Here is a 17,292-nt window from a genome sequence, read left to right as displayed (position 1 = left end):
CTCCTGCTTCTTTTTATGCTGCTTCTATTTGAAAGCAATATCGATAAAAATGAACGTATTAAAATCCGTATGGAGCTACTTTTGCTTTAAAATCTTCATTTTTCATAATAGATAAATGCTCCGCACTAACCATTAATGTATATCCGAAACCATCAATACTTTTAGTGCCAGTCATTACATAACCATCAGGACGTTTTGAAGGATTTCTTGTAGAAACACTTGGACAATCTTTTTGTCTCCAAAGGTTATTTGCATCAATCAAACCTTGTCCAAAGTGGTCAGTAGGGTTCGAATACTTACCTACGAAGGCAAGAACTTCATTATTACTATCTGCTTCAATAATTAAGATTCGTAAATCATCAAATTGGTATTTTGGATTTGTTGTTAAGTCTGTAACTGTAGTCATTTCTAGGACATCTCCTTATAATAATCATTTTTTATTTAAAAATATGTACCAATCTCAAGATGACACTGAAACATATTAGATAAAACAGGCATTGGATAAGAATATCAAAGGTAATTTAAAATGTTTTAACTTATCTTCTTTTTCAACTAATCCTATGATTTGGTCTATGAATTCTGCTTTCACAGACTGTTTTTTTAATTCATGGCTTACGATTAGTTCTTCTATTGTTGGTATGTTACCGAAAACTTCTTCATTTTCTGAGTATACATGCATACCGTTTTCGTTCAAGATAAGTCCAATTATATATTTCCCTGTTGAATTTACCATTTTTTCTGGAAATGAAGCATTCTGTATTTTGTAATTCATTACATTGAAGTCTATAAGAAGTTCAATGTAAAACGAATTAGAAAATTCAATTGATTGCATAATGTTCTTGATTTCAGTAATAGTAAGCATGTAAGTATAACCCCTAAATTAGAATTCAGATTATGTATAACCCATCGTTATATCTATTGAAACCAGGTTTTTCTTTAAAGGATTCTGTTATTTTTTCCTAAAAGAATAACGTGTACCAGTTCATTGTATATATATTTGTTAGGAAACTCAATCTTTAAAAAAAATATATTAAAAATAAATTTTCTGGATTGTATTTTCTTAAATAATCGTGTATTATGAATTTGTAAGTAATTAATTGAATATTTTTTTACCATCACGGGGATGTTTCTGGATTCGACAGGGGTGGTTTGAACTTAAGTTGCGAGTCGAGGGTTGCGCCCGCGACAAAACGCTAACGCCTATAACTGGCAAACAAGAACTAACTTTAGCTGCTTAGTCGGCTAAGCTCCTTATAATTGCTGCTCACGTAGTTTTAAGGGGTCCACTGAAGTGAGATACGCCGGAGTTCACCGTCTGAGAACGAAGGAAGAGAATGACCAGACTAGCTATGCAAATGCTCGTCGGTAGGCTAGTGCATATGCGAATTTCAAATGTATCGGCTACACTCGTAGACGCTTAAGTGGCAACATCTTTGGACGCGGGTTCGACTCCCGCCATCTCCATTTACCCTTCACAAATGGTCGTTTCATATATTGTATATGGAACGATTTTTTGTTTTGTTTTACATACGATAAATTTACTTTATTCACACATTTAAATCGGAGGGCTTGTTGTAATCATTACACAAACATAAAAACTTCTTTTCTGGTTATAAATTTAAGAATACAGAATTTATTCATAGCAAATAGCGAAATACAATACATACAAAGAAGCAAGGACGTGTTTATAATGATGCAATATTTAATTGTTGTTTTAAATGGAAAAGAGTATCCGGATGATAGGTTTCATATAGAAACGGAAACAGTTATATTCGAGGGAAACATCTTCTCTGTAAATGATAATCTGTATACTGTAGTAGAAAAAGATGGTTCCATTTTGTATTGTCACAGCAACGCCAACACAATTAAAGTACATACACAACAACATATATAATCAATGTAATCAAGAGGTATTTATTTTTCGATATAACTTATTTCGGTTAAAATGATAAAAATAACGGGTTTATACCAATAAATTCGTATTTAAATATAACAAATACACTTGAATTCATAGTGTATATGAAAGAATAGGAAGCAGAAAGGATGAACAATAATGACAATTAAAGAGGTAATGCAAGGTATTTACGATAACCAAGAATTATTGAAAGAACAGATTAAAAAAGGTGATAAAACAGCTAATAATGTAGCAAATCTTTATAATATGGTTCGTAATTTCGCGGAACATGTAAGTGTAACCCTTCTAATCTGCGCTTATGAAGATTGGTGCAAAGAAAATTCAATTACTGCATAATACCAAATTAAAACCCACAAAGAACATTTTTCTTTGTGGGTTTTTGTTAGTTTACGTGATGTACTGCGATTTGAACTGCTTTTATTTTTATTTTTCAGGTTTTATCCATGTTATTTGGACTACTTAGCTTTCGTAAAGCATGTTTTTTGAATCATTTATCCATTTTGGGTTTATAATGTATCAGCTTTAGAAAATAGACAAGATACGTACTAAATTGAACTCAAAACTAAGTCGAGGGATTTTTAAAAATCAGAAAAAATCTAATTAAAACGGAGGAACGAGAAAATGGAAAAATCCACACTGATAAACAAGATTAGGGAACTAACACAAGCGAATTATATGTTCGCTGACCTCATGTCAATAAAGCAATCCGAGTATGCAATCCTCATGCAGACGTTTGGTATTTCATGGGATGAACTGAAACAACCATCTAATACTTTTACTACATGCTATGAAATGGTGCTAACGGAAAACGATTTAAGAAAAGAGCTTGATTGGTATTTAGACACGTTAAAACGTACAAAAGAAAAGGGATTAATCCATATAGAACAAGAAGTAAAATTCATGTTACAAGGGTTCCTGAACGGAGTGCGATTTTTTAATCCAAAGTTAAGTGGTGAATTTTCACTCTTGGCTTATAAAAACAATTCTTAAACTAGGATAGAGAACAATACTTTGTTTTTAAGATTTTTCTAAATGAAAATATATAATTAAAGGAGAAATAATATGAGAACTGCGGAAGAATTAAAAGAATTAGCGAAACGAGTAATTACAAATGAAGTATTTATGGCTTCAGATGAAGAATCAATTTCAAATGCATTTATGCTTTTAGTATCTTTAGGTGCCGAATTCCCAGCAGGAACAGTAGCATTATATGAAGAATACTCAAAAGCGCTCCCAAGAGGAATAAATGGATATCCTATGTTTAGTTCGTGCGGATATTTATCTAAAGAAGAATTCAAGATATTTATTGAACACTACAAGAAATACAATGAGCTGCTAAACAGTTAAATTAGCTAGTGAATTACAATACAAAGAAATTATAATAGGTAATAAATACACTTGTTTTACACAAGTGTATTTATTTTTTCAATTCTTGCAATTGCTTGTTGATATTCTTGTTGGGTTATTTTCTTGTCTTTTAAACATTGTTTTAATATACGCTCTGTAGCTCGTTGTTTGTACGAATCAAGGGGAGTATGCTTCATAATTTCACCTCCACCATTAGTAGTGTGATGTGAACCACACCAGTGGTTCTTTTAGTTCATGACAACAGTATGTTTAATTCGACATTTTATATACTATATATTTAATTTCTTTTTAGCTTTTTCTGGAATTTCTTTTTCTAACACCTTCTCAAAAGAGAAGACATACCTTCCTTGTACAGTAATTCTTAAATATGTTTTTCTTATAAAATCATTAGGAGTACCAACCCCTACTTCGTATTCCTTTTCTTTTCCTGATTCATCAACGCCGTTTAATACATATAAATATCTTCCTTTTTGAAGAGAATTAGGTATTCCGTACCCCTCTGCAACAGCATATACATATTTTTTTTCAAAGAACGGATTAGCTCTGTCTAAATCCCCCCGTAAAATAAAAGGTAATACATATACGATGAATCCTAATCCTATGATTAAGAGTAATAACTTTTTCATTTATTTCGCTCCTTGCTCCTTATCTACATCTGTTTCTGCTATAGATATAATTATCCGTTGTAATAAGACATTCTAAATTTTAAAGGTAGTTTCTTAAGAAATACAGAATAAAAATCTTAAGATATTCTTAAAAATTTCAGGAGGAATATAGCAAATACAAAACTTTTAATCCCAATTTTATAAAAAAGCTAAGAATAAACATTCTTTCTTTAGCGAGAAATCGTTGATATAAGACTTGCAGCAAATTCCTAAATACCGTGTTATACTTTGAAAAAACGGAGGGTTTCTTATGTATACAAAAACGTCTAAGGATAATGCGTCAAATAGTGTGTTTAACACAAAACTAATGAAAACAGCGTTAACAGAGTTAAGAAAACACTTGAAAGCAAAACATATGTCTCTTAGAACGGGTCTTTATTTTGATGATACCAAATACACATTTCTTAACAAAGAATTACAAGAATTTATCATCAAGAGCACGGATAAAGATGTTTCTTATCAGGCTTATCATGTGACTATCGACTTTCTTTCCAATCACTTAATTCAAATTATAACGAGTGAAATTCCTTTCCTGGATGATTTTATTCAATATGCAAAACAACTGGCAATGGAATTAGGTTATCAAGCTATCGTGATTCGCAATCAAATTCCGGTTCCTTTGGATTGTGCAGCAGAATTAAATGTCCCTTTATTTCCTACGAACTCTTTGAATCGTTATAAAATAAACGACTTATTTGGATACCTTGAGGAAAATCACCCCTATTATGTTTTGGAGTTAGAAAAAGGCTGCGTGCATCAAAAAATAGAAACTTATCGCACAGTATTAGATATACTTGAGAAAAAACAGAGTGAAATCAAAAGATTTTCGTTTATCGAAGGGTATTCTACTTACAATCAATTGGGATTTAATTTTCATCATGCAGGATATGAGGGGAAGTTAAGTGTTTTATATGAACCAAATGGGATTTTTGTGCAAGAAAAAGAACTTGGATTTAAACAACAGCTTTATTCTAATGACCAATTACTACAAGTCATAGATGAGTTATTGGAACTATGTGAAACAACTATGAGGTTGAAAGTTTTAGTAAAACCTTCTAGAAAATATTTTGATAAGATTTTTTTCAAGATATCTGATTTCCCACATCCTTTGATAGGAAATATGTTCACCTTATTGGAAGAGGAATTTGAATTCGAGAAAATTGAAGAAATGAGTGTTGATGTAAAAAATTGCCCACCTATCACGAGATACCAAGAACACGTTTTGTTTTTTGAGTTATTTGGATTCTATTTTGTTATTCATATCGATACAAGTGATGTGAAAATGTACAAAACAAAAAAGGAAGCAATCTTTGAATTTACATCTATATGCAACCAGATAGAAGAAGAACGTCATCAAGCAGAATTAAAAGAAATACAAGAAATTGCAAATTTGATTGATACATTATAATCGCAAAAGTCCTAGTTCTCATTCGTTAATGAGCAGGACTTTTTTATTTTTTTCATTATTTTCATCCATCACTCTCCAAAAAAAGCTATAATAATAAAAAAATCAAAGGGGTTTTACTATCATGACGCAACATCCAATAGAAGCATTAAAAAAAGGGAATCTGAAAGCCTATGCAGTTATTAAAACGATGACAGCTGCCTTAAAAAAAGGTTCAAACAATGACTTAGAAAACCAAATCAAAAATATAGAGTTATTTTCTGAAGTAATGGAACAAATCTATGTTTATCTAAAGAGTAATGAAGTGTTTTCAGAAACTCAATTGAAACAACCAATCATACAAAAAAGTATTAAAAGAGAGAGCTTTTATGAATTATTTGCTGCTTTACATACTTATGCAGTAAAACACAAATACAAAGGAATAGACTCCATCATGCAACAACGTTTTGCGAATGATGGGTTTAATCTATTGTACAAAGACATGCAAATTGCGGTACGAAATGTTTATGGTGTAGACACAACAATTGAATTTGTGAATTACACAGAGAAAAATCAATATGTTGAATGGAATGAATCTATGACATTTTCATTTGATAATTTCTTAATTGATTATGTGGATGCTTAATATTGTTATTTGCTAGAATAAGTTGTTTTTAATGCAGAAGAAACACATTTACTTACAAGTATTACGAAAGAAGCAAAATAACGTACAATAGACGCAATATGTTTTATATAGGCAGGTGGCGAGCACCTGCTTTTTTGCTACAAATAACTTCTAAAATGTATTTCGATGATATAATTTAGAAAAAAGGAGAATGTAACATGAAAAAACGGATTGCAAAGAAAAAACAAAAAGAATTTTTCGAACCATTTTTACAAGCATTACAAATAAGTTTAGGGAAAGAACCTTCTACAAACTATGGTCTTCCGAATTTTTGTTACAATACAATTCAGGATTTAACAGTGATTTTTAAGCGGAATTCTGATTCTGAAATCTCTGTTTGGATTGATTTTGATGAACTGTATGACAAGATGGGAAAATGCTATGTAAAAAACAAGGTGATTTCTATTCAAAATACCGATATTTTGATTTCGCTGCTTCAGGAATTGTCGATGAGCAATTATCATTTCGGTAAGAGTCTTGTATATGAAACTTATGGAGTAATTCCAGAAGAAACACATTCAAATGAGTGGTATGAAGAACGCGCAGAGACATATCAAAATAACAAAAAAGAAGCTTATTTGCTGCATTTAAGAATGAGAAATGAGTTTATTAATCAAATAAAAGCTATTCCTATTGTCAACCTTATCAATTATACCTACGATAGCAAATGGAATGATTTTAATGACTTTGAAATTCTGTTACTTGCAGATATAAATGATGACGAAGTACAGCAAGTAAGACAAAGGTTGGTAGCAATTGAGGAAGAAATCAATGCAAGATACGAAGGGGAAATTGGTTATGCTAAAAAACTGTATTTCGAACAACCAGTTTTTTATATTTAAAACGCAGTAGAAAAGCAATCTATCAATTCAATTCATATTAAAAAACATTCATTAAAAAGGAGAAATAAAAATGCGTTTTGAAGAAGCAAAAAAACAATATAAAGATGCAGAGCATAATAGAATCCAGAAATGGAATGAGCTAGAATTAGCAAATACAGAAACTGAAATGGCGCTTCAGCGTGTACAATCATTGTGCCCACATAAAACAGTAACAGGGAAACTAATTAAATGGTGCCTGGACTGTGGACATGCTGCTTACTTTTGGAAATTCGAAAAATTAAACATAAAGAAATAATTGAAAGTGGTGTTTATGTGTGAGAAAAGATAAAAACGGAAAAGTTGTAAAAAAAGATGATTTTCTAATCGTTGATAAGCAAGTTGCCTTGGTGTGTGAATACAAGTATGAAGATGACACAAACAGTATTCATTACGAAATTATCGGTTTTGATAAAAATGAAAATGTAGTTTTTCAGGACCATTATAATGCATGGGATTATTATAACGATAATGAAATCGAGGTAGTCACAAAGGAAGAAGCAGTTCAGTTTTATCATTCAGCTCAAGAGCAAGATTGACTTTTCCAACAAGAGGAGTGACCTTTTTGGGTATGAAAGAGAAAGAAGAGTATTCATTGGCTGAAGTAATGGAAATATTAGAAATAGATATTGAGGAAATAATAAAACTTATGGAAGAAATCGATGAAGAGGATTATGAAGAAACAACTTTTTATGTAATAGATGGCGATAAATAAAGTTGAATCCATTCATACAAGGAGAATCAATATATGAACCTAGATACATTCAAAGAATGGGCAATTGATAATTTCGGACAAAACTATGGATACAATGCTGAAACTAGCACAGAAATACAAATCCCTAAAGAGACCATACAGGACATTTACAAAGGTCTTTATCAAAAATATGCGATTAACGATTTGTATATTGTAAGTGGGCATTGTACAACATGCGAAGAAAATAATCCTAACACTCCATATCACTTAGATACTTTCAAAGTATGGAGGCAAGATGATAAGCTTCAAAAAGAGGTCCAGGAGGTTCTTGCTGGGATTGTTCCAAATGATAATGCTAGATTATTACGAGAAGCATATTCGTTCTCTAATCTTGTTGTAAGAGCAGCAGAAGGCTTAGAAGAAGCAAAGCATGTTTTAGTAGAAAAAGACTTTTTCAATCACATACTAGAACTCAATGAAAAAGCAATAGATGATGTAATGCAAAAGTACACAGATACTGTGGTACCTGTTGATTCTGTAAATAGTGGATATCATTATTGTTTGAGGTTTGTATAAGTGATTTAATTTACACAATTAAAAGGAAACATTACCAAACAAAAAGCCGGGACTTCCGGCTTTTTTTCATATATGCTCTCAGCGGCTTTATATTGGACGATTTGGGCTTATTTAAATGAAATGATGTAACCAATTAAACAACATGTTTTGATACGTAGGAGACAATGCTAGCGTTAATAAAACTACAATAACTGCTACATAAATCAAATAATCATTTATTCCTCCTAAAGCTACAACATGTATTTCTTCTTCCAAAAGTTCTGGATATGTATTCTTAATCATTTTTATCATTCTTTCATATCTGGATGCGATTGTCCTTTTTTGTTCTAGCTGTTTTATAATGTTCCAAAACTCTTCGGAATGTTTATTAATAGTTGTATCTTTATTCTCAAAGGTAATCACATCATAAATCAGACCTTTTTCTAACAAAGGGTACATATCGTCTTTCGCGCATACTATAACCGTATAATGAGAATAAGTCGTAGTGCTAATCTGCTTATTGAGCCAATCTTCCAGTCTAATAGTTATTTCTAAAAATATTGGTTTCATTTCCTCACCTCACTTCGTGTACTAGCTTACGATAATTAAGGGGAAATCTTTATTTTTGCGATAGAAATAGCTGGATTCATTTATTTTACACAGAGGACATACATGCTAAAATTACGTATTTTTTGCGTTGGAAAATATTTACTTATGATGTTATGATATTAATTGAATTTTAAGATTTACTTTGTGAGTTGTTTCATTTTAAAAGGAGGGGTTTAAAATGGGGAATGCAAATTGGACTGAAGTAGAACAAATGAAGGTAGTTTGGAACATTATTGATAGCGAAATGATGTTTAACACAGAACCAAGAACAAAAGAACGAAGAGAAATTACCGATAAGATTATAGTTAAATTATTACTAGACCCTGATTTTTCCGAAGGGCTTAAGACTAAAGACCCTGGAAGAAACATGTATCTACATATACAGGCTTGGCTTAACTATTTAGAGAAGAGAAAAAATAGCAGACCGCCACTAGTAAGAGAGAGGGGTTTAAATAGCCAAATATACTCACATCGATAGATATAAAATTGCTCAGAGTTTTTTGTTGGCTCTGAGCAATTTTTATGTAATGAAAAGGTAACAGCTGCTACTTATTTATTACAACGAAATTATTTTCTACAGTATTTAATTCGTTTGCGTTTGTGATATAAGCTCCATTTAGACTTTCACACAGTTGTTTGTATTCATTTTCTGTATCAATTAAAATAACATTTTTACCTTTTGCATGTTCTGATAACACAAAAGATTTTATTTGAAAATTGTTCAATTCTATCACCTCATATCCATAATTCCCTTGCTTCTTCAAAACACCTAGTAAAAACAATAACCTCTAAGAAATAGCGTTTCTATGTTCATTTAATAATATGTAAATCTATTAAATGAAAAAGGTCGAATGTGCTCGACCTTTTGCTATAATTATTTACTAACATTTTATAATATTAAGAATGTTTTTATGGTAAGATTTACACATATTATTGAGACATAGGGGGCGAATAGATGCATGTGAGATAGTCATATGTGAACAAACCATAGAAGGAAGAACGTTCAAAATATGTACACGGGGGAAAATAATGAAAAAAATTGGATGGATGACACTAGTAATAATAATGGTGATGGTAAGTATTGTAGGGTGTTCCGAAAAAAAAGAAGCAGAACAGGTATCAACGGAATCAAAAGATAAAAATGAAAAAAATGCAGTTAGCAAAATAGTCGGGAATTGGAATAATGATGATACGTATATCACAATCAAGAAAAACAATGACAATATCGTGATGAGTTTAGAAGATGACGGGAATCATTGGGACTTAACTTTAGAAACACAGCGTGTACAGGGAAATAAGGTAGAAGCCACAGTGGTTAATTCAAGCTCGAAAGCACAAGAACGTTCTATTGGTTTAAAAATGACATTGCAATTGAAAAGTAATGGTGATTTAGAAATGATTGCAGACAATAAACCGATAAAACTCCAAAAAGCAACAGAAAGTCGTTCTGCATGGGAACAGCAAAAGGGAAAAGAAAAAGCTACAAGGGATGAACTTTTGGGGGAATTAGAAACTTTAGTAAAGAAGAACTGGATAAATGAAGAAATAAGTCGTGTATGGTATGCAGGCGATGAAATTACTTTCACATATTTTGAAGATTCTTCAATGGATTCCCCAGGATTAAATATTAAAATCAATAAAGTTTCGAATAACGAATATAAGGGGAAAGTCGTGAATTCGACGAAGAACTCTAATTGGAATGGGAAAGATGCAACAATCAAAACAACAGGTAATGGTGGTTTAGACGTATATGTTGGAAATGCAAAAAAACTTACGTTGAAAAGTGCAGATTTAGAGAGCACGAAATACAAAAATGAGTTAACTGGAAATTGGATAAACAAACAGAATAACCAACAATTTTTTATGATGGTCTCAGATAATGAAATAAGCATGAGGGCATCTGATGATAAATCATTGAAAATAGGCATCTTTGACACTGAAGGTAATGTATTAAAGGGAAAAGTTGCGGGTGCCCCTGGGGAGAACTATAAAACAGAATGGTTCGGAAAGCCAGTAGAGATTTCCTTAAAAAGTGCAAATGAGATAGAACTGACGGTGAATAAAAAAGAAAAACTCGTACTCACGAAATAAGAGTTAAAGAAATGAAAATACGATAACGTATGATGTGAAAATCAATATATTTCAAAATGGAAAGGTCGAATATATTATATATTCGACCTTTTGTTATTAAATAATTTCGTTTGTTCTATCTGTAAGTATCTTTATTATTAGAAAACTATTCTTTTCTGTATTATTAATTCACCAAATCATGAAGCATCTTCTAAATTGTCTTCTTCTATTACATATTCATAACGAAAATCATGTGTATATGCATCTTCAAAGCCCAATTTTTCAGCAAAACATTTCATATCATAATATTGTGCATGTAATAATGTTAATTTCGTATATCCTTTTTGCTTCATATATTTTTTTAAGAAATCTATAATGTAACTACCAATCCCTTTTCTTTGGTTATAAATAAGAATTTTTTTAATGATAATTTCCTTTTCAGAATAATTAAATTCTAATATGAGTTCGTTTCTCGAAGTCATTAAAAACAATTTATTGGTTGAAATACCTACTCTCATTGTATATTTTGAATCGTATTCCATTAATTTAATAAGTAATTCAAAATCTTTCTTTTCTGGTCTTTCCAATGTTATCTCTCCTTTTGCTGCGATTTAGTGTAAAATCACTATGGATTTTATATATTTTATCATAAAACTAGAGATATATATGATTTCTATTATAAAAATAAAAAACAAAGGATTTAAAGCAGAATTTTCCGGATATACTTTCCAATTTTGTAACCTTTCTTTATAATTATGAATAGACTATGAAACTATTGTTAGAGAGGAATCCTTATGCCATCTGGAAAAACGCACACCAAAATTAATTTCTTTACATTACCTGCTTTAGTAGTGGCGCTCTTACTTTGGGGGATTACAAATGCATCCTTTTATGTATTATTCGGATTGGGTTATGTTATAGGTACATATTTTATAACGCCGGATATGGATATTAAAAGTGATTCGTATCGAAAATGGGGGATATTCCGTTTTCTATGGTACCCATATATGCGTATCATGCCTCATCGTTCTTTTTTATCGCATACGATTGTTTTAGGAGACATTATTCGTGTTATGTATTTAGCCATTATAATGTCACCCGTTTTATATGGAGTAAATACATTCATCATGCATGGAGATTTACTAGATTATCTTATAAAGAATCAAACCGTTCTTTTTTCTTTATTTGTCGGAATTGTTGCAGCTAGTGCCATGCATATCATTGCGGATGTTCTGAATACCAATCGCAAAAAGATGTTTAAAACAAAGAAGAAGAAAAGAAGGAGAAGTGCTTGATGTAGTTTTACATCGATTCGATACAACTTATATAAGAGGAATAGTACATCAATCAAGATACTCGCGCTTTTACAGGCGGGTATTTTTCTTTTTCATTCTCTTTTTATACTAATTCCACTCACATCTCAAATATTGTGTTAAAATTTCCAAAAAAACAAAACAAAAGGAGCATAACAAAATGAAACTTCCTGAATTAAAAAAGAACTGTCAAAACATTGTAGAAGAAGCAGCAAGTAAATTAACGGAGGCAAAGAAAGCAGAAGTAGAAGTGAAATATACCGTTAAACAAGCTGTGATAAACGTTAAAACAACAGAAACTCGACTAGATATAACTTCTTCTATCTCAATAAAGAATGAGTCTCCTAGTTATATGATAATTAACTTGGAAACAACAAGTAAGGTTCGTTCTTATCGTGAATACTCACAAGAAGATTTACAACTTAGAGAAAAAAGCATTCTTGCATTGCTTGAGTATTGGAAAGGATATAAACAGTTAAAGGACATTGATAGACTCTTCTTTAGAATGAGTAACGAAACGTTAGCTTTCATTCACTCAACTGATAACGCTGGTTTAACCGAAGTGCCACCAATAAAGAACTTATTTTCTATTATTTATACATCAAACGGCAATTCAAAGTTATTCAGAGAAAATCAACCGGATAATAAACTAGCACAGATGTTGTTATTAACGGAAGAAGTAAATCAACTACAGGAAGAAAATCCTACTTTTTCAAGTAAGAAATTCAGAAATACCTTTTTTGCTTTACTCGACACAACTTTCTATTATCAAAATAAATATTTCAACTTAAAAGTTGAAAATGATGATGTTGTTGTGATTGATAATGAGAATAAACAAGAAATGATTCGTCTTCCTATAGAGGCAGGAGTTATGAAAAAGGTATTAGATAAGGTTGAAGAAGAAACAAAACTTTATAACCTACTTCATCCACCAATTGTTAACTTTAAATTTGTGATTAATGAATATTTCCTTCTCAGATTTAAAAATAAAGAGGACGAAAGATTGGAAGATATGATTCGCGAGTTCAATGAAATTCTTGTAAATGAAGATGCAGAAAGCGAATTCGTTGAAATGAAAACCATTTTAGAAGATGCACGAAGAGAAGGTAATAAATACTTAAGACCAACAGAGGTTATTAGCAAGTTTATTATGCCTGAAGAAGAGTTACCAGTCTTTAAGGAGCATTTTAATAAAGAGTTTACTATTTACAAAATCAAAACTGAAAAGAACTATTGGTTCTTCATGCATTCCAATGTAAAAAGTGATTCTTGGGTATTTGTTAACCAGGAGGATAAACTTCCAGCAGAAGCAGAACAAACAGCATTTAGTGTTGTTGAAGAAAGGTTAGACAAAGACTTGATGGCGGAAGTGGATTCACTCCTTCAGAAACTTCATAATCTTAAAGGAAAATGCAAATCAACTAAGTTAGATTATCCTGTTTCTTATTCTCATAAATCCATTTTAGAAGCTGCAAATTCACAGTTTGGATTGAATTGGAGAGAGAAGATAGAGACTACAAAATAAGTCATATGCGATAAAAATGATTTAAAAAGGAGAGAGGTAAAATGAACGTTACCTTTAAAAGTATGACTGTTGTAATAGAAGGTGTAACATTTGAAAATGTTATAGGTGAGGAGAAAGGTATATATGCAGAGAACTATGGTGTATATATACCAGATTCTCAAAATATCACGACATTTGATGAAATGATTTTAGTTGCTTCTAAATGGCTAGAATCACAAGAGTGAAGAGGGGATAGAATAATAAATAAAGATTCCTTCTAATTAAATAACAATCGACATTATTATCTAAAAAGGAGCGCATATACTTGCTCCTTTTTTTATTATTCTCTTTCAGGTATATATTTGTTACTTCCAGGTAGTTTCTTAATCTTATTCCAAGCTTCAATTGCTTCTGCACGACTCTTACCTTTATTTTTTGAGTCAGCGAAAAAGTCACGAGTGAATTGGTTATATTCAAACTGAGGGGCGATTTTCTTTTGGTATGACGGGTCTTTTTTACGTTCTGCTTCTTCATTCCATGCATCTACAACATCACGATACGTTTTACCAATATTGCTTTTAAAATAGTTTTGGATATAGGTAGAAAAATGAAACTTTGGAATTACTGTTTGGAAAAAGGCTCTCACATCTTGACTACAACGATGATTTTCCGTAATGACTGTATCAAGACTTAGTTCGCTATTCATTCGAACTTTATTAGTAGGCTTTGAAGTTCTTTGTGGTTTTTTTATCTCTCCGGTCCGAAGAAATGTTTCGATTCTATCAGAAATCTCTATTTTAGAGCCCGATGCACTTATTCCATGTTCTCTACAAAATGATTGTAATTCTTCTTTTAACCAATAATAATTTTTAAAATCCTGAATGCTAATTTCTTTTGTAAGAATAGGTCTCATTCATAACACCTCCATATAAACATTATTAACATTATAGAACGTTTGTTCCTTATAATCAAATTTATTATATTCTATTATAGTTTTAGAAATAGAATGAAAGGTTCTATAGAAAAAGCATCCCATTATGGATGCTTAGATAAGAATAATTGCTTATTTTTTGTGGTAAATTTCATAGAATGTATTTGCTAACTCTTTAATTTCTACATAACTATTAGTTTCTTCCTCTAACAACAATAACTTTTGTGCAATTTCGTCGTTACCACTCGCTTTTTCTTTTTTTGCTAACTCTTTCAAAAAAATATTAAATCTTCTTGTAGCGATATCTAATGTTTCACTCATATTGATTCCTCCGTAAGTAGTTGTTATCTAATTATTATTAACGTGTTTAATGCAATATTTTTTTGCAATAGGAACTAATAAAATCAACATTTTATCTGCTTTTTTTCTTTCTAAATTCCTTTACAAACCATGCATTGAAATTTCTTAACTCTGCGAACGAACGGTCAAAATCTTGTTTGGCTTTTTGCCATTCTGGTGTTGCTCTGATATTGTCTGGTACTAATCCCATGCCATTTGTTTCAAACTGTTGTAATACTTCTGAGTGTTTTCTATTTATACCGTCAAGCTCTTTCTTATGTGCTTTTGCTTCTTCAAGGTTCATACTATCATCTCCTGTATATGCACTTTATTTGTCAGTTGTTCCTTATGATTAAATTATAACCTTTATTTTAAAAAAGTTTTAAAAAACAACAATGTTTGCTAATTATTTATACAAAAGATAGAAAAAGCCCATTCTAAGAATGGACCTTTATATTTAATTACATTGTTTCATAAGACTTTTTATATTGTTTTACACCTGTAAGCTCGATTTTATCATTTTGAAATGGTAAAAATGTTGTTACAGAAGTGCCTTCGTAAATGCGTTTGCATTGTTGAATCGTTCCGTTACATAATTCACTATCTAAAACTGCACCTTCAATTTTTAAATACTCTTCTAGAGGGATACAGCTTGACGTTTGCTTATATGTCCAAACAATCTTAGTGTTTTCCCAAGCACCATCTTTTTCTACACCATGATATGTTTTTAACCATGCTTGATACTCTTCATCCGTTTTAAATGCAGTATGGCTTAAAGCACCTTTTGTTATAACGTATTTATAATGAGCAGAATCCGCATCTTCACGAATTGAAACATGGAATTTATCATGCGTTTTTGTCGTGTATGTTAAATCAGCTTCTTTATATTCCCACACATTTACTTCTGCAATAAAAGTAATTGCACCATTCCCGCAAGCTCCACCATGTCCCCAAGCGACAAATGCTTTTTCTCTTTTTCCAACATAAGTTAAGTTCATTGGGATATCTGTCCAGCTTCCGCCTCCAGTTGAAGTGTAAATAGATTTATTACTTTCATTTACAGATACAAAGGAAGATGAAGGTCTTTCGCAAATATATAATCCATCTTCTTTTAATTCTTCAACATGAGCATTTGCACAGTAGTCACCATGTTTGTTGGTAAACTCTACAATATCTCCAATTTGTGGTGATTTGTCATTACGACTACTTTCGATTGCTTTTACCAATTTATTCGCTTTGTCTACATCGAATTGCTTGATTTGATGATTGTAATCGTATGTTGCATTACTCATAATTTCTTTTAAACTTTCAATTGTGTATTTGTTCATAGTTAATTTCTCCTTTTGCTATATACATAGATATAGATGTTTTTTTACTAATTATAATAGACTTTTTGCGGTTTGGTGAAAAAATACACAATAAAGTATTCCTGAATGCGGTAGCAGCATTTTCTTTATGAACAGAGGGGAGGAGGGAGGTGCTATTCTGGATTGATTATTTATGCTTAATAGGAACTGATGTGATAAAATAAAAAAGAAGAATTCTTCCTCTACCTTGCAATCGTCTGGTACTCTGAGGCGGGAAGTTCATCAACACACATTTTCAACTGGACAGAACATATATAATATAAACAAAAGGAGCATATGAATTGGCTAATGTTATAAAACTATTCATTGTCTGGGCTTTAGTGCTTTGTATTGTACTATTTGCTTATTCGATTACAGATACTGCTATTGTTTCATTAATATTAAAACTAACTATAGCGTTCTTTGCGGCAGTTTCTTTATATCTTATTGTCTATTCAATCAAAACGATTAAAGAGAAGAGAAAAGAACGCAGATACAACAAGGAAGGTATAAAAGTACCTGACGAATGATAAAAGTCACCTTAATCAGGTGGCTTTTTTAGATGCACATTTAAATTAATTATAGATAGGCATATTATTTTTGAAAGGAATACTTTTTTATTCTGAAGCAGCGGAAAGTTAAAGATTGGACTAAAAAACAAGTGATATAATAAAAAGAAAATGGGGTGATAACAAATGGAAGATATGTTAAAACAAATACTTTCAAAATTGGATGGATTAGAAAAAGGTCAAGTGCGTATAGAAGAAAAGGTAGATAATCTAACTATGCAATTAGAAGAAAAACTTAATGATAACAAAAGAGTATTTGAAGCAATAAAAGAAGAGTTGAGAGATACTAAATTTAAAATTAAATCTCTAAGTCGTAAATATGGTGAACATGAAATAGAAATAGAAAGTTTAATAAGGAAAATAAAATCATAAGGAGCCAAATGGCTTCTTTTTTGTTGAAAAAAGACCTTCATTTAGTTCCACAACAATAGATTATCAAAGGTAATATACACAATTTTTTAGCGTAC

The 17,292-nt window shown here is 31.1% G+C and carries 29 protein-coding genes and 1 other RNA gene; 19 read left to right on the top strand and 11 right to left on the bottom strand.

Going from position 1 to position 17,292, the window contains the following annotated elements:
• Positions 1–58 precede the first annotated feature (58 nt).
• Positions 59–406: a hypothetical protein gene (locus PDL00_RS04590; RefSeq protein ID WP_270726921.1), complete on the bottom strand. Its 348-nt coding sequence runs from the start codon at positions 404–406 to the stop codon at positions 59–61.
• A gap of 75 nt (positions 407–481) precedes the next feature.
• Positions 482–862: a hypothetical protein gene (locus tag PDL00_RS04585; protein WP_270726918.1), complete on the bottom strand. Its 381-nt coding sequence runs from the start codon at positions 860–862 to the stop codon at positions 482–484.
• 257 nt (positions 863–1,119) lie between these two features.
• On the opposite strand from PDL00_RS04585, the gene ssrA reads away from it, so the two are divergent.
• The 5 genes from ssrA (at position 1,120) to PDL00_RS04560 (ending at position 3,262) form a co-directional block, all read left to right on the top strand.
• Positions 1,120–1,467, top strand: a transfer-messenger RNA (tmRNA) gene (gene ssrA, locus PDL00_RS04580).
• Positions 1,468–1,690: 223 nt separating this feature from the next.
• Entirely contained in the window at positions 1,691–1,894 is a 204-nt protein-coding gene (locus tag PDL00_RS04575; protein ID WP_098517844.1) for a hypothetical protein, read from the top strand.
• A gap of 159 nt (positions 1,895–2,053) precedes the next feature.
• Entirely contained in the window at positions 2,054–2,251 is a 198-nt protein-coding gene (locus PDL00_RS04570; protein WP_098006123.1) for a hypothetical protein, read from the top strand.
• A 285-nt stretch (positions 2,252–2,536) separates the two neighbouring features.
• A complete protein-coding gene (locus PDL00_RS04565; RefSeq protein WP_270726915.1) occupies positions 2,537–2,905 on the top strand; it encodes a hypothetical protein in 369 nt (122 codons plus the stop codon).
• 72 nt (positions 2,906–2,977) lie between these two features.
• Positions 2,978–3,262, top strand: a complete 285-nt coding sequence (locus PDL00_RS04560) for a hypothetical protein (protein WP_270726911.1) — start codon at positions 2,978–2,980, stop codon at positions 3,260–3,262.
• Positions 3,263–3,318: 56 nt separating this feature from the next.
• On the opposite strand, the gene PDL00_RS04555 is transcribed toward PDL00_RS04560, so the two are convergent.
• Both PDL00_RS04555 and PDL00_RS04550 read right to left on the bottom strand, forming a co-directional pair.
• Positions 3,319–3,459 carry a hypothetical protein gene (locus PDL00_RS04555; protein ID WP_270726909.1) on the bottom strand — a complete coding sequence of 47 codons (141 nt, stop codon included), beginning with the start codon at positions 3,457–3,459 and terminating at the stop codon, positions 3,319–3,321.
• A gap of 93 nt (positions 3,460–3,552) precedes the next feature.
• Positions 3,553–3,909, bottom strand: coding sequence for a YxeA family protein (locus PDL00_RS04550; RefSeq protein ID WP_270726907.1), 357 nt, complete (start codon positions 3,907–3,909; stop codon positions 3,553–3,555).
• Positions 3,910–4,198: 289 nt separating this feature from the next.
• On the opposite strand from PDL00_RS04550, the gene PDL00_RS04545 reads away from it, so the two are divergent.
• From PDL00_RS04545 to PDL00_RS04515, 7 genes are all read left to right on the top strand, one after another.
• Entirely contained in the window at positions 4,199–5,356 is a 1,158-nt protein-coding gene (locus PDL00_RS04545) for a hypothetical protein (RefSeq protein ID WP_270726904.1), read from the top strand.
• Between the two features lie 121 nt (positions 5,357–5,477).
• A complete protein-coding gene (locus PDL00_RS04540) occupies positions 5,478–5,978 on the top strand; it encodes a hypothetical protein (RefSeq protein ID WP_270726902.1) in 501 nt (166 codons plus the stop codon).
• Between the two features lie 197 nt (positions 5,979–6,175).
• Positions 6,176–6,859, top strand: a complete 684-nt coding sequence (locus tag PDL00_RS04535) for a hypothetical protein (protein ID WP_270726899.1) — start codon at positions 6,176–6,178, stop codon at positions 6,857–6,859.
• A gap of 70 nt (positions 6,860–6,929) precedes the next feature.
• The gene (locus tag PDL00_RS04530; RefSeq protein ID WP_270726896.1) at positions 6,930–7,154 is read left to right on the top strand and encodes a hypothetical protein; all 225 of its coding nucleotides are present in this window, start codon (positions 6,930–6,932) and stop codon (positions 7,152–7,154) included.
• Positions 7,155–7,173: 19 nt separating this feature from the next.
• Positions 7,174–7,434: a hypothetical protein gene (locus tag PDL00_RS04525; protein ID WP_270726894.1), complete on the top strand. Its 261-nt coding sequence runs from the start codon at positions 7,174–7,176 to the stop codon at positions 7,432–7,434.
• A gap of 26 nt (positions 7,435–7,460) precedes the next feature.
• On the top strand, positions 7,461–7,610 hold the full coding sequence (locus PDL00_RS04520) for a hypothetical protein (protein WP_270726892.1): 150 nt from the start codon (positions 7,461–7,463) through the stop codon (positions 7,608–7,610).
• Positions 7,611–7,643: 33 nt separating this feature from the next.
• Positions 7,644–8,165 (top strand): hypothetical protein, encoded by a 522-nt coding sequence (locus PDL00_RS04515; protein ID WP_270726890.1) that lies wholly within the window; start codon positions 7,644–7,646, stop codon positions 8,163–8,165.
• A gap of 111 nt (positions 8,166–8,276) precedes the next feature.
• On the opposite strand, the gene PDL00_RS04510 is transcribed toward PDL00_RS04515, so the two are convergent.
• Entirely contained in the window at positions 8,277–8,714 is a 438-nt protein-coding gene (locus tag PDL00_RS04510) for a hypothetical protein (protein WP_270726887.1), read from the bottom strand.
• Between the two features lie 217 nt (positions 8,715–8,931).
• Between PDL00_RS04510 and PDL00_RS04505 the strand changes: the two genes are divergently transcribed.
• The gene (locus PDL00_RS04505) at positions 8,932–9,231 is read left to right on the top strand and encodes a hypothetical protein (RefSeq protein ID WP_270726885.1); all 300 of its coding nucleotides are present in this window, start codon (positions 8,932–8,934) and stop codon (positions 9,229–9,231) included.
• 67 nt (positions 9,232–9,298) lie between these two features.
• Here PDL00_RS04505 and PDL00_RS04500 read toward each other — a convergent pair whose 3' ends face one another.
• Complete coding sequence (locus PDL00_RS04500; protein ID WP_270726883.1) at positions 9,299–9,478, bottom strand: TraG/VirB4 family ATPase; 180 nt, start codon at positions 9,476–9,478, stop codon at positions 9,299–9,301.
• A gap of 304 nt (positions 9,479–9,782) precedes the next feature.
• Between PDL00_RS04500 and PDL00_RS04495 the strand changes: the two genes are divergently transcribed.
• Positions 9,783–10,844 carry a hypothetical protein gene (locus tag PDL00_RS04495; RefSeq protein WP_270726880.1) on the top strand — a complete coding sequence of 354 codons (1,062 nt, stop codon included), beginning with the start codon at positions 9,783–9,785 and terminating at the stop codon, positions 10,842–10,844.
• A 176-nt stretch (positions 10,845–11,020) separates the two neighbouring features.
• Here PDL00_RS04495 and PDL00_RS04490 read toward each other — a convergent pair whose 3' ends face one another.
• Positions 11,021–11,410: a GNAT family N-acetyltransferase gene (locus tag PDL00_RS04490; RefSeq protein ID WP_270726878.1), complete on the bottom strand. Its 390-nt coding sequence runs from the start codon at positions 11,408–11,410 to the stop codon at positions 11,021–11,023.
• 207 nt (positions 11,411–11,617) lie between these two features.
• Between PDL00_RS04490 and PDL00_RS04485 the strand changes: the two genes are divergently transcribed.
• The 3 genes from PDL00_RS04485 to PDL00_RS04475 all read left to right on the top strand — a co-directional run bounded on the left by PDL00_RS04485 (position 11,618) and on the right by PDL00_RS04475 (position 13,885).
• Positions 11,618–12,118 carry a metal-binding protein gene (locus tag PDL00_RS04485; protein ID WP_270726876.1) on the top strand — a complete coding sequence of 167 codons (501 nt, stop codon included), beginning with the start codon at positions 11,618–11,620 and terminating at the stop codon, positions 12,116–12,118.
• Positions 12,119–12,296: 178 nt separating this feature from the next.
• On the top strand, positions 12,297–13,661 hold the full coding sequence (locus PDL00_RS04480; RefSeq protein ID WP_270726873.1) for a hypothetical protein: 1,365 nt from the start codon (positions 12,297–12,299) through the stop codon (positions 13,659–13,661).
• Positions 13,662–13,702: 41 nt separating this feature from the next.
• Positions 13,703–13,885 carry a hypothetical protein gene (locus tag PDL00_RS04475; RefSeq protein ID WP_098006094.1) on the top strand — a complete coding sequence of 61 codons (183 nt, stop codon included), beginning with the start codon at positions 13,703–13,705 and terminating at the stop codon, positions 13,883–13,885.
• A gap of 95 nt (positions 13,886–13,980) precedes the next feature.
• On the opposite strand, the gene PDL00_RS04470 is transcribed toward PDL00_RS04475, so the two are convergent.
• The 4 genes from PDL00_RS04470 to PDL00_RS04455 form a co-directional block, all read right to left on the bottom strand.
• Positions 13,981–14,553 carry a DUF6434 domain-containing protein gene (locus tag PDL00_RS04470; RefSeq protein ID WP_270726868.1) on the bottom strand — a complete coding sequence of 191 codons (573 nt, stop codon included), beginning with the start codon at positions 14,551–14,553 and terminating at the stop codon, positions 13,981–13,983.
• 150 nt (positions 14,554–14,703) lie between these two features.
• A complete protein-coding gene (locus PDL00_RS04465; RefSeq protein ID WP_270726866.1) occupies positions 14,704–14,892 on the bottom strand; it encodes a hypothetical protein in 189 nt (62 codons plus the stop codon).
• Between the two features lie 91 nt (positions 14,893–14,983).
• Positions 14,984–15,214: a hypothetical protein gene (locus PDL00_RS04460; protein WP_270726865.1), complete on the bottom strand. Its 231-nt coding sequence runs from the start codon at positions 15,212–15,214 to the stop codon at positions 14,984–14,986.
• Positions 15,215–15,371: 157 nt separating this feature from the next.
• The gene (locus PDL00_RS04455) at positions 15,372–16,238 is read right to left on the bottom strand and encodes a DUF4121 family protein (RefSeq protein ID WP_270726863.1); all 867 of its coding nucleotides are present in this window, start codon (positions 16,236–16,238) and stop codon (positions 15,372–15,374) included.
• Positions 16,239–16,558: 320 nt separating this feature from the next.
• Here PDL00_RS04455 and PDL00_RS04450 point away from each other — a divergent pair, with 320 nt between their 5' ends.
• Positions 16,559–16,786, top strand: coding sequence for a hypothetical protein (locus PDL00_RS04450; protein ID WP_270726861.1), 228 nt, complete (start codon positions 16,559–16,561; stop codon positions 16,784–16,786).
• A 165-nt stretch (positions 16,787–16,951) separates the two neighbouring features.
• The gene (locus PDL00_RS04445; protein ID WP_270726858.1) at positions 16,952–17,197 is read left to right on the top strand and encodes a hypothetical protein; all 246 of its coding nucleotides are present in this window, start codon (positions 16,952–16,954) and stop codon (positions 17,195–17,197) included.
• Positions 17,198–17,292 lie beyond the last annotated feature (95 nt).

Source organism: Bacillus cereus group sp. TH152-1LC, assembly GCF_027710505.1.
Taxonomy (GTDB): domain Bacteria; phylum Bacillota; class Bacilli; order Bacillales; family Bacillaceae_G; genus Bacillus_A; species Bacillus_A mobilis.
The sequence above is the reverse complement of the archived record's forward strand: the minus strand, read 5'-3'. Positions and strand labels throughout refer to the sequence as shown.

Coding starts and splice junctions, on each gene's coding strand:
- PDL00_RS04590 (WP_270726921.1), bottom strand. CDS start 406: ATGACTACAGTTACAGACTTAACAACAAATCCAAAATACCAATTTGAT.
- PDL00_RS04585 (WP_270726918.1), bottom strand. CDS start 862: ATGCTTACTATTACTGAAATCAAGAACATTATGCAATCAATTGAATTT.
- PDL00_RS04575 (WP_098517844.1), top strand. CDS start 1,691: ATGATGCAATATTTAATTGTTGTTTTAAATGGAAAAGAGTATCCGGAT.
- PDL00_RS04570 (WP_098006123.1), top strand. CDS start 2,054: ATGACAATTAAAGAGGTAATGCAAGGTATTTACGATAACCAAGAATTA.
- PDL00_RS04565 (WP_270726915.1), top strand. CDS start 2,537: ATGGAAAAATCCACACTGATAAACAAGATTAGGGAACTAACACAAGCG.
- PDL00_RS04560 (WP_270726911.1), top strand. CDS start 2,978: ATGAGAACTGCGGAAGAATTAAAAGAATTAGCGAAACGAGTAATTACA.
- PDL00_RS04555 (WP_270726909.1), bottom strand. CDS start 3,459: ATGAAGCATACTCCCCTTGATTCGTACAAACAACGAGCTACAGAGCGT.
- PDL00_RS04550 (WP_270726907.1), bottom strand. CDS start 3,909: ATGAAAAAGTTATTACTCTTAATCATAGGATTAGGATTCATCGTATAT.
- PDL00_RS04545 (WP_270726904.1), top strand. CDS start 4,199: ATGTATACAAAAACGTCTAAGGATAATGCGTCAAATAGTGTGTTTAAC.
- PDL00_RS04540 (WP_270726902.1), top strand. CDS start 5,478: ATGACGCAACATCCAATAGAAGCATTAAAAAAAGGGAATCTGAAAGCC.
- PDL00_RS04535 (WP_270726899.1), top strand. CDS start 6,176: ATGAAAAAACGGATTGCAAAGAAAAAACAAAAAGAATTTTTCGAACCA.
- PDL00_RS04530 (WP_270726896.1), top strand. CDS start 6,930: ATGCGTTTTGAAGAAGCAAAAAAACAATATAAAGATGCAGAGCATAAT.
- PDL00_RS04515 (WP_270726890.1), top strand. CDS start 7,644: ATGAACCTAGATACATTCAAAGAATGGGCAATTGATAATTTCGGACAA.
- PDL00_RS04510 (WP_270726887.1), bottom strand. CDS start 8,714: ATGAAACCAATATTTTTAGAAATAACTATTAGACTGGAAGATTGGCTC.
- PDL00_RS04505 (WP_270726885.1), top strand. CDS start 8,932: ATGGGGAATGCAAATTGGACTGAAGTAGAACAAATGAAGGTAGTTTGG.
- PDL00_RS04495 (WP_270726880.1), top strand. CDS start 9,783: ATGAAAAAAATTGGATGGATGACACTAGTAATAATAATGGTGATGGTA.
- PDL00_RS04485 (WP_270726876.1), top strand. CDS start 11,618: ATGCCATCTGGAAAAACGCACACCAAAATTAATTTCTTTACATTACCT.
- PDL00_RS04480 (WP_270726873.1), top strand. CDS start 12,297: ATGAAACTTCCTGAATTAAAAAAGAACTGTCAAAACATTGTAGAAGAA.
- PDL00_RS04475 (WP_098006094.1), top strand. CDS start 13,703: ATGAACGTTACCTTTAAAAGTATGACTGTTGTAATAGAAGGTGTAACA.
- PDL00_RS04470 (WP_270726868.1), bottom strand. CDS start 14,553: ATGAGACCTATTCTTACAAAAGAAATTAGCATTCAGGATTTTAAAAAT.
- PDL00_RS04465 (WP_270726866.1), bottom strand. CDS start 14,892: ATGAGTGAAACATTAGATATCGCTACAAGAAGATTTAATATTTTTTTG.
- PDL00_RS04460 (WP_270726865.1), bottom strand. CDS start 15,214: ATGAACCTTGAAGAAGCAAAAGCACATAAGAAAGAGCTTGACGGTATA.
- PDL00_RS04455 (WP_270726863.1), bottom strand. CDS start 16,238: ATGAACAAATACACAATTGAAAGTTTAAAAGAAATTATGAGTAATGCA.
- PDL00_RS04445 (WP_270726858.1), top strand. CDS start 16,952: ATGGAAGATATGTTAAAACAAATACTTTCAAAATTGGATGGATTAGAA.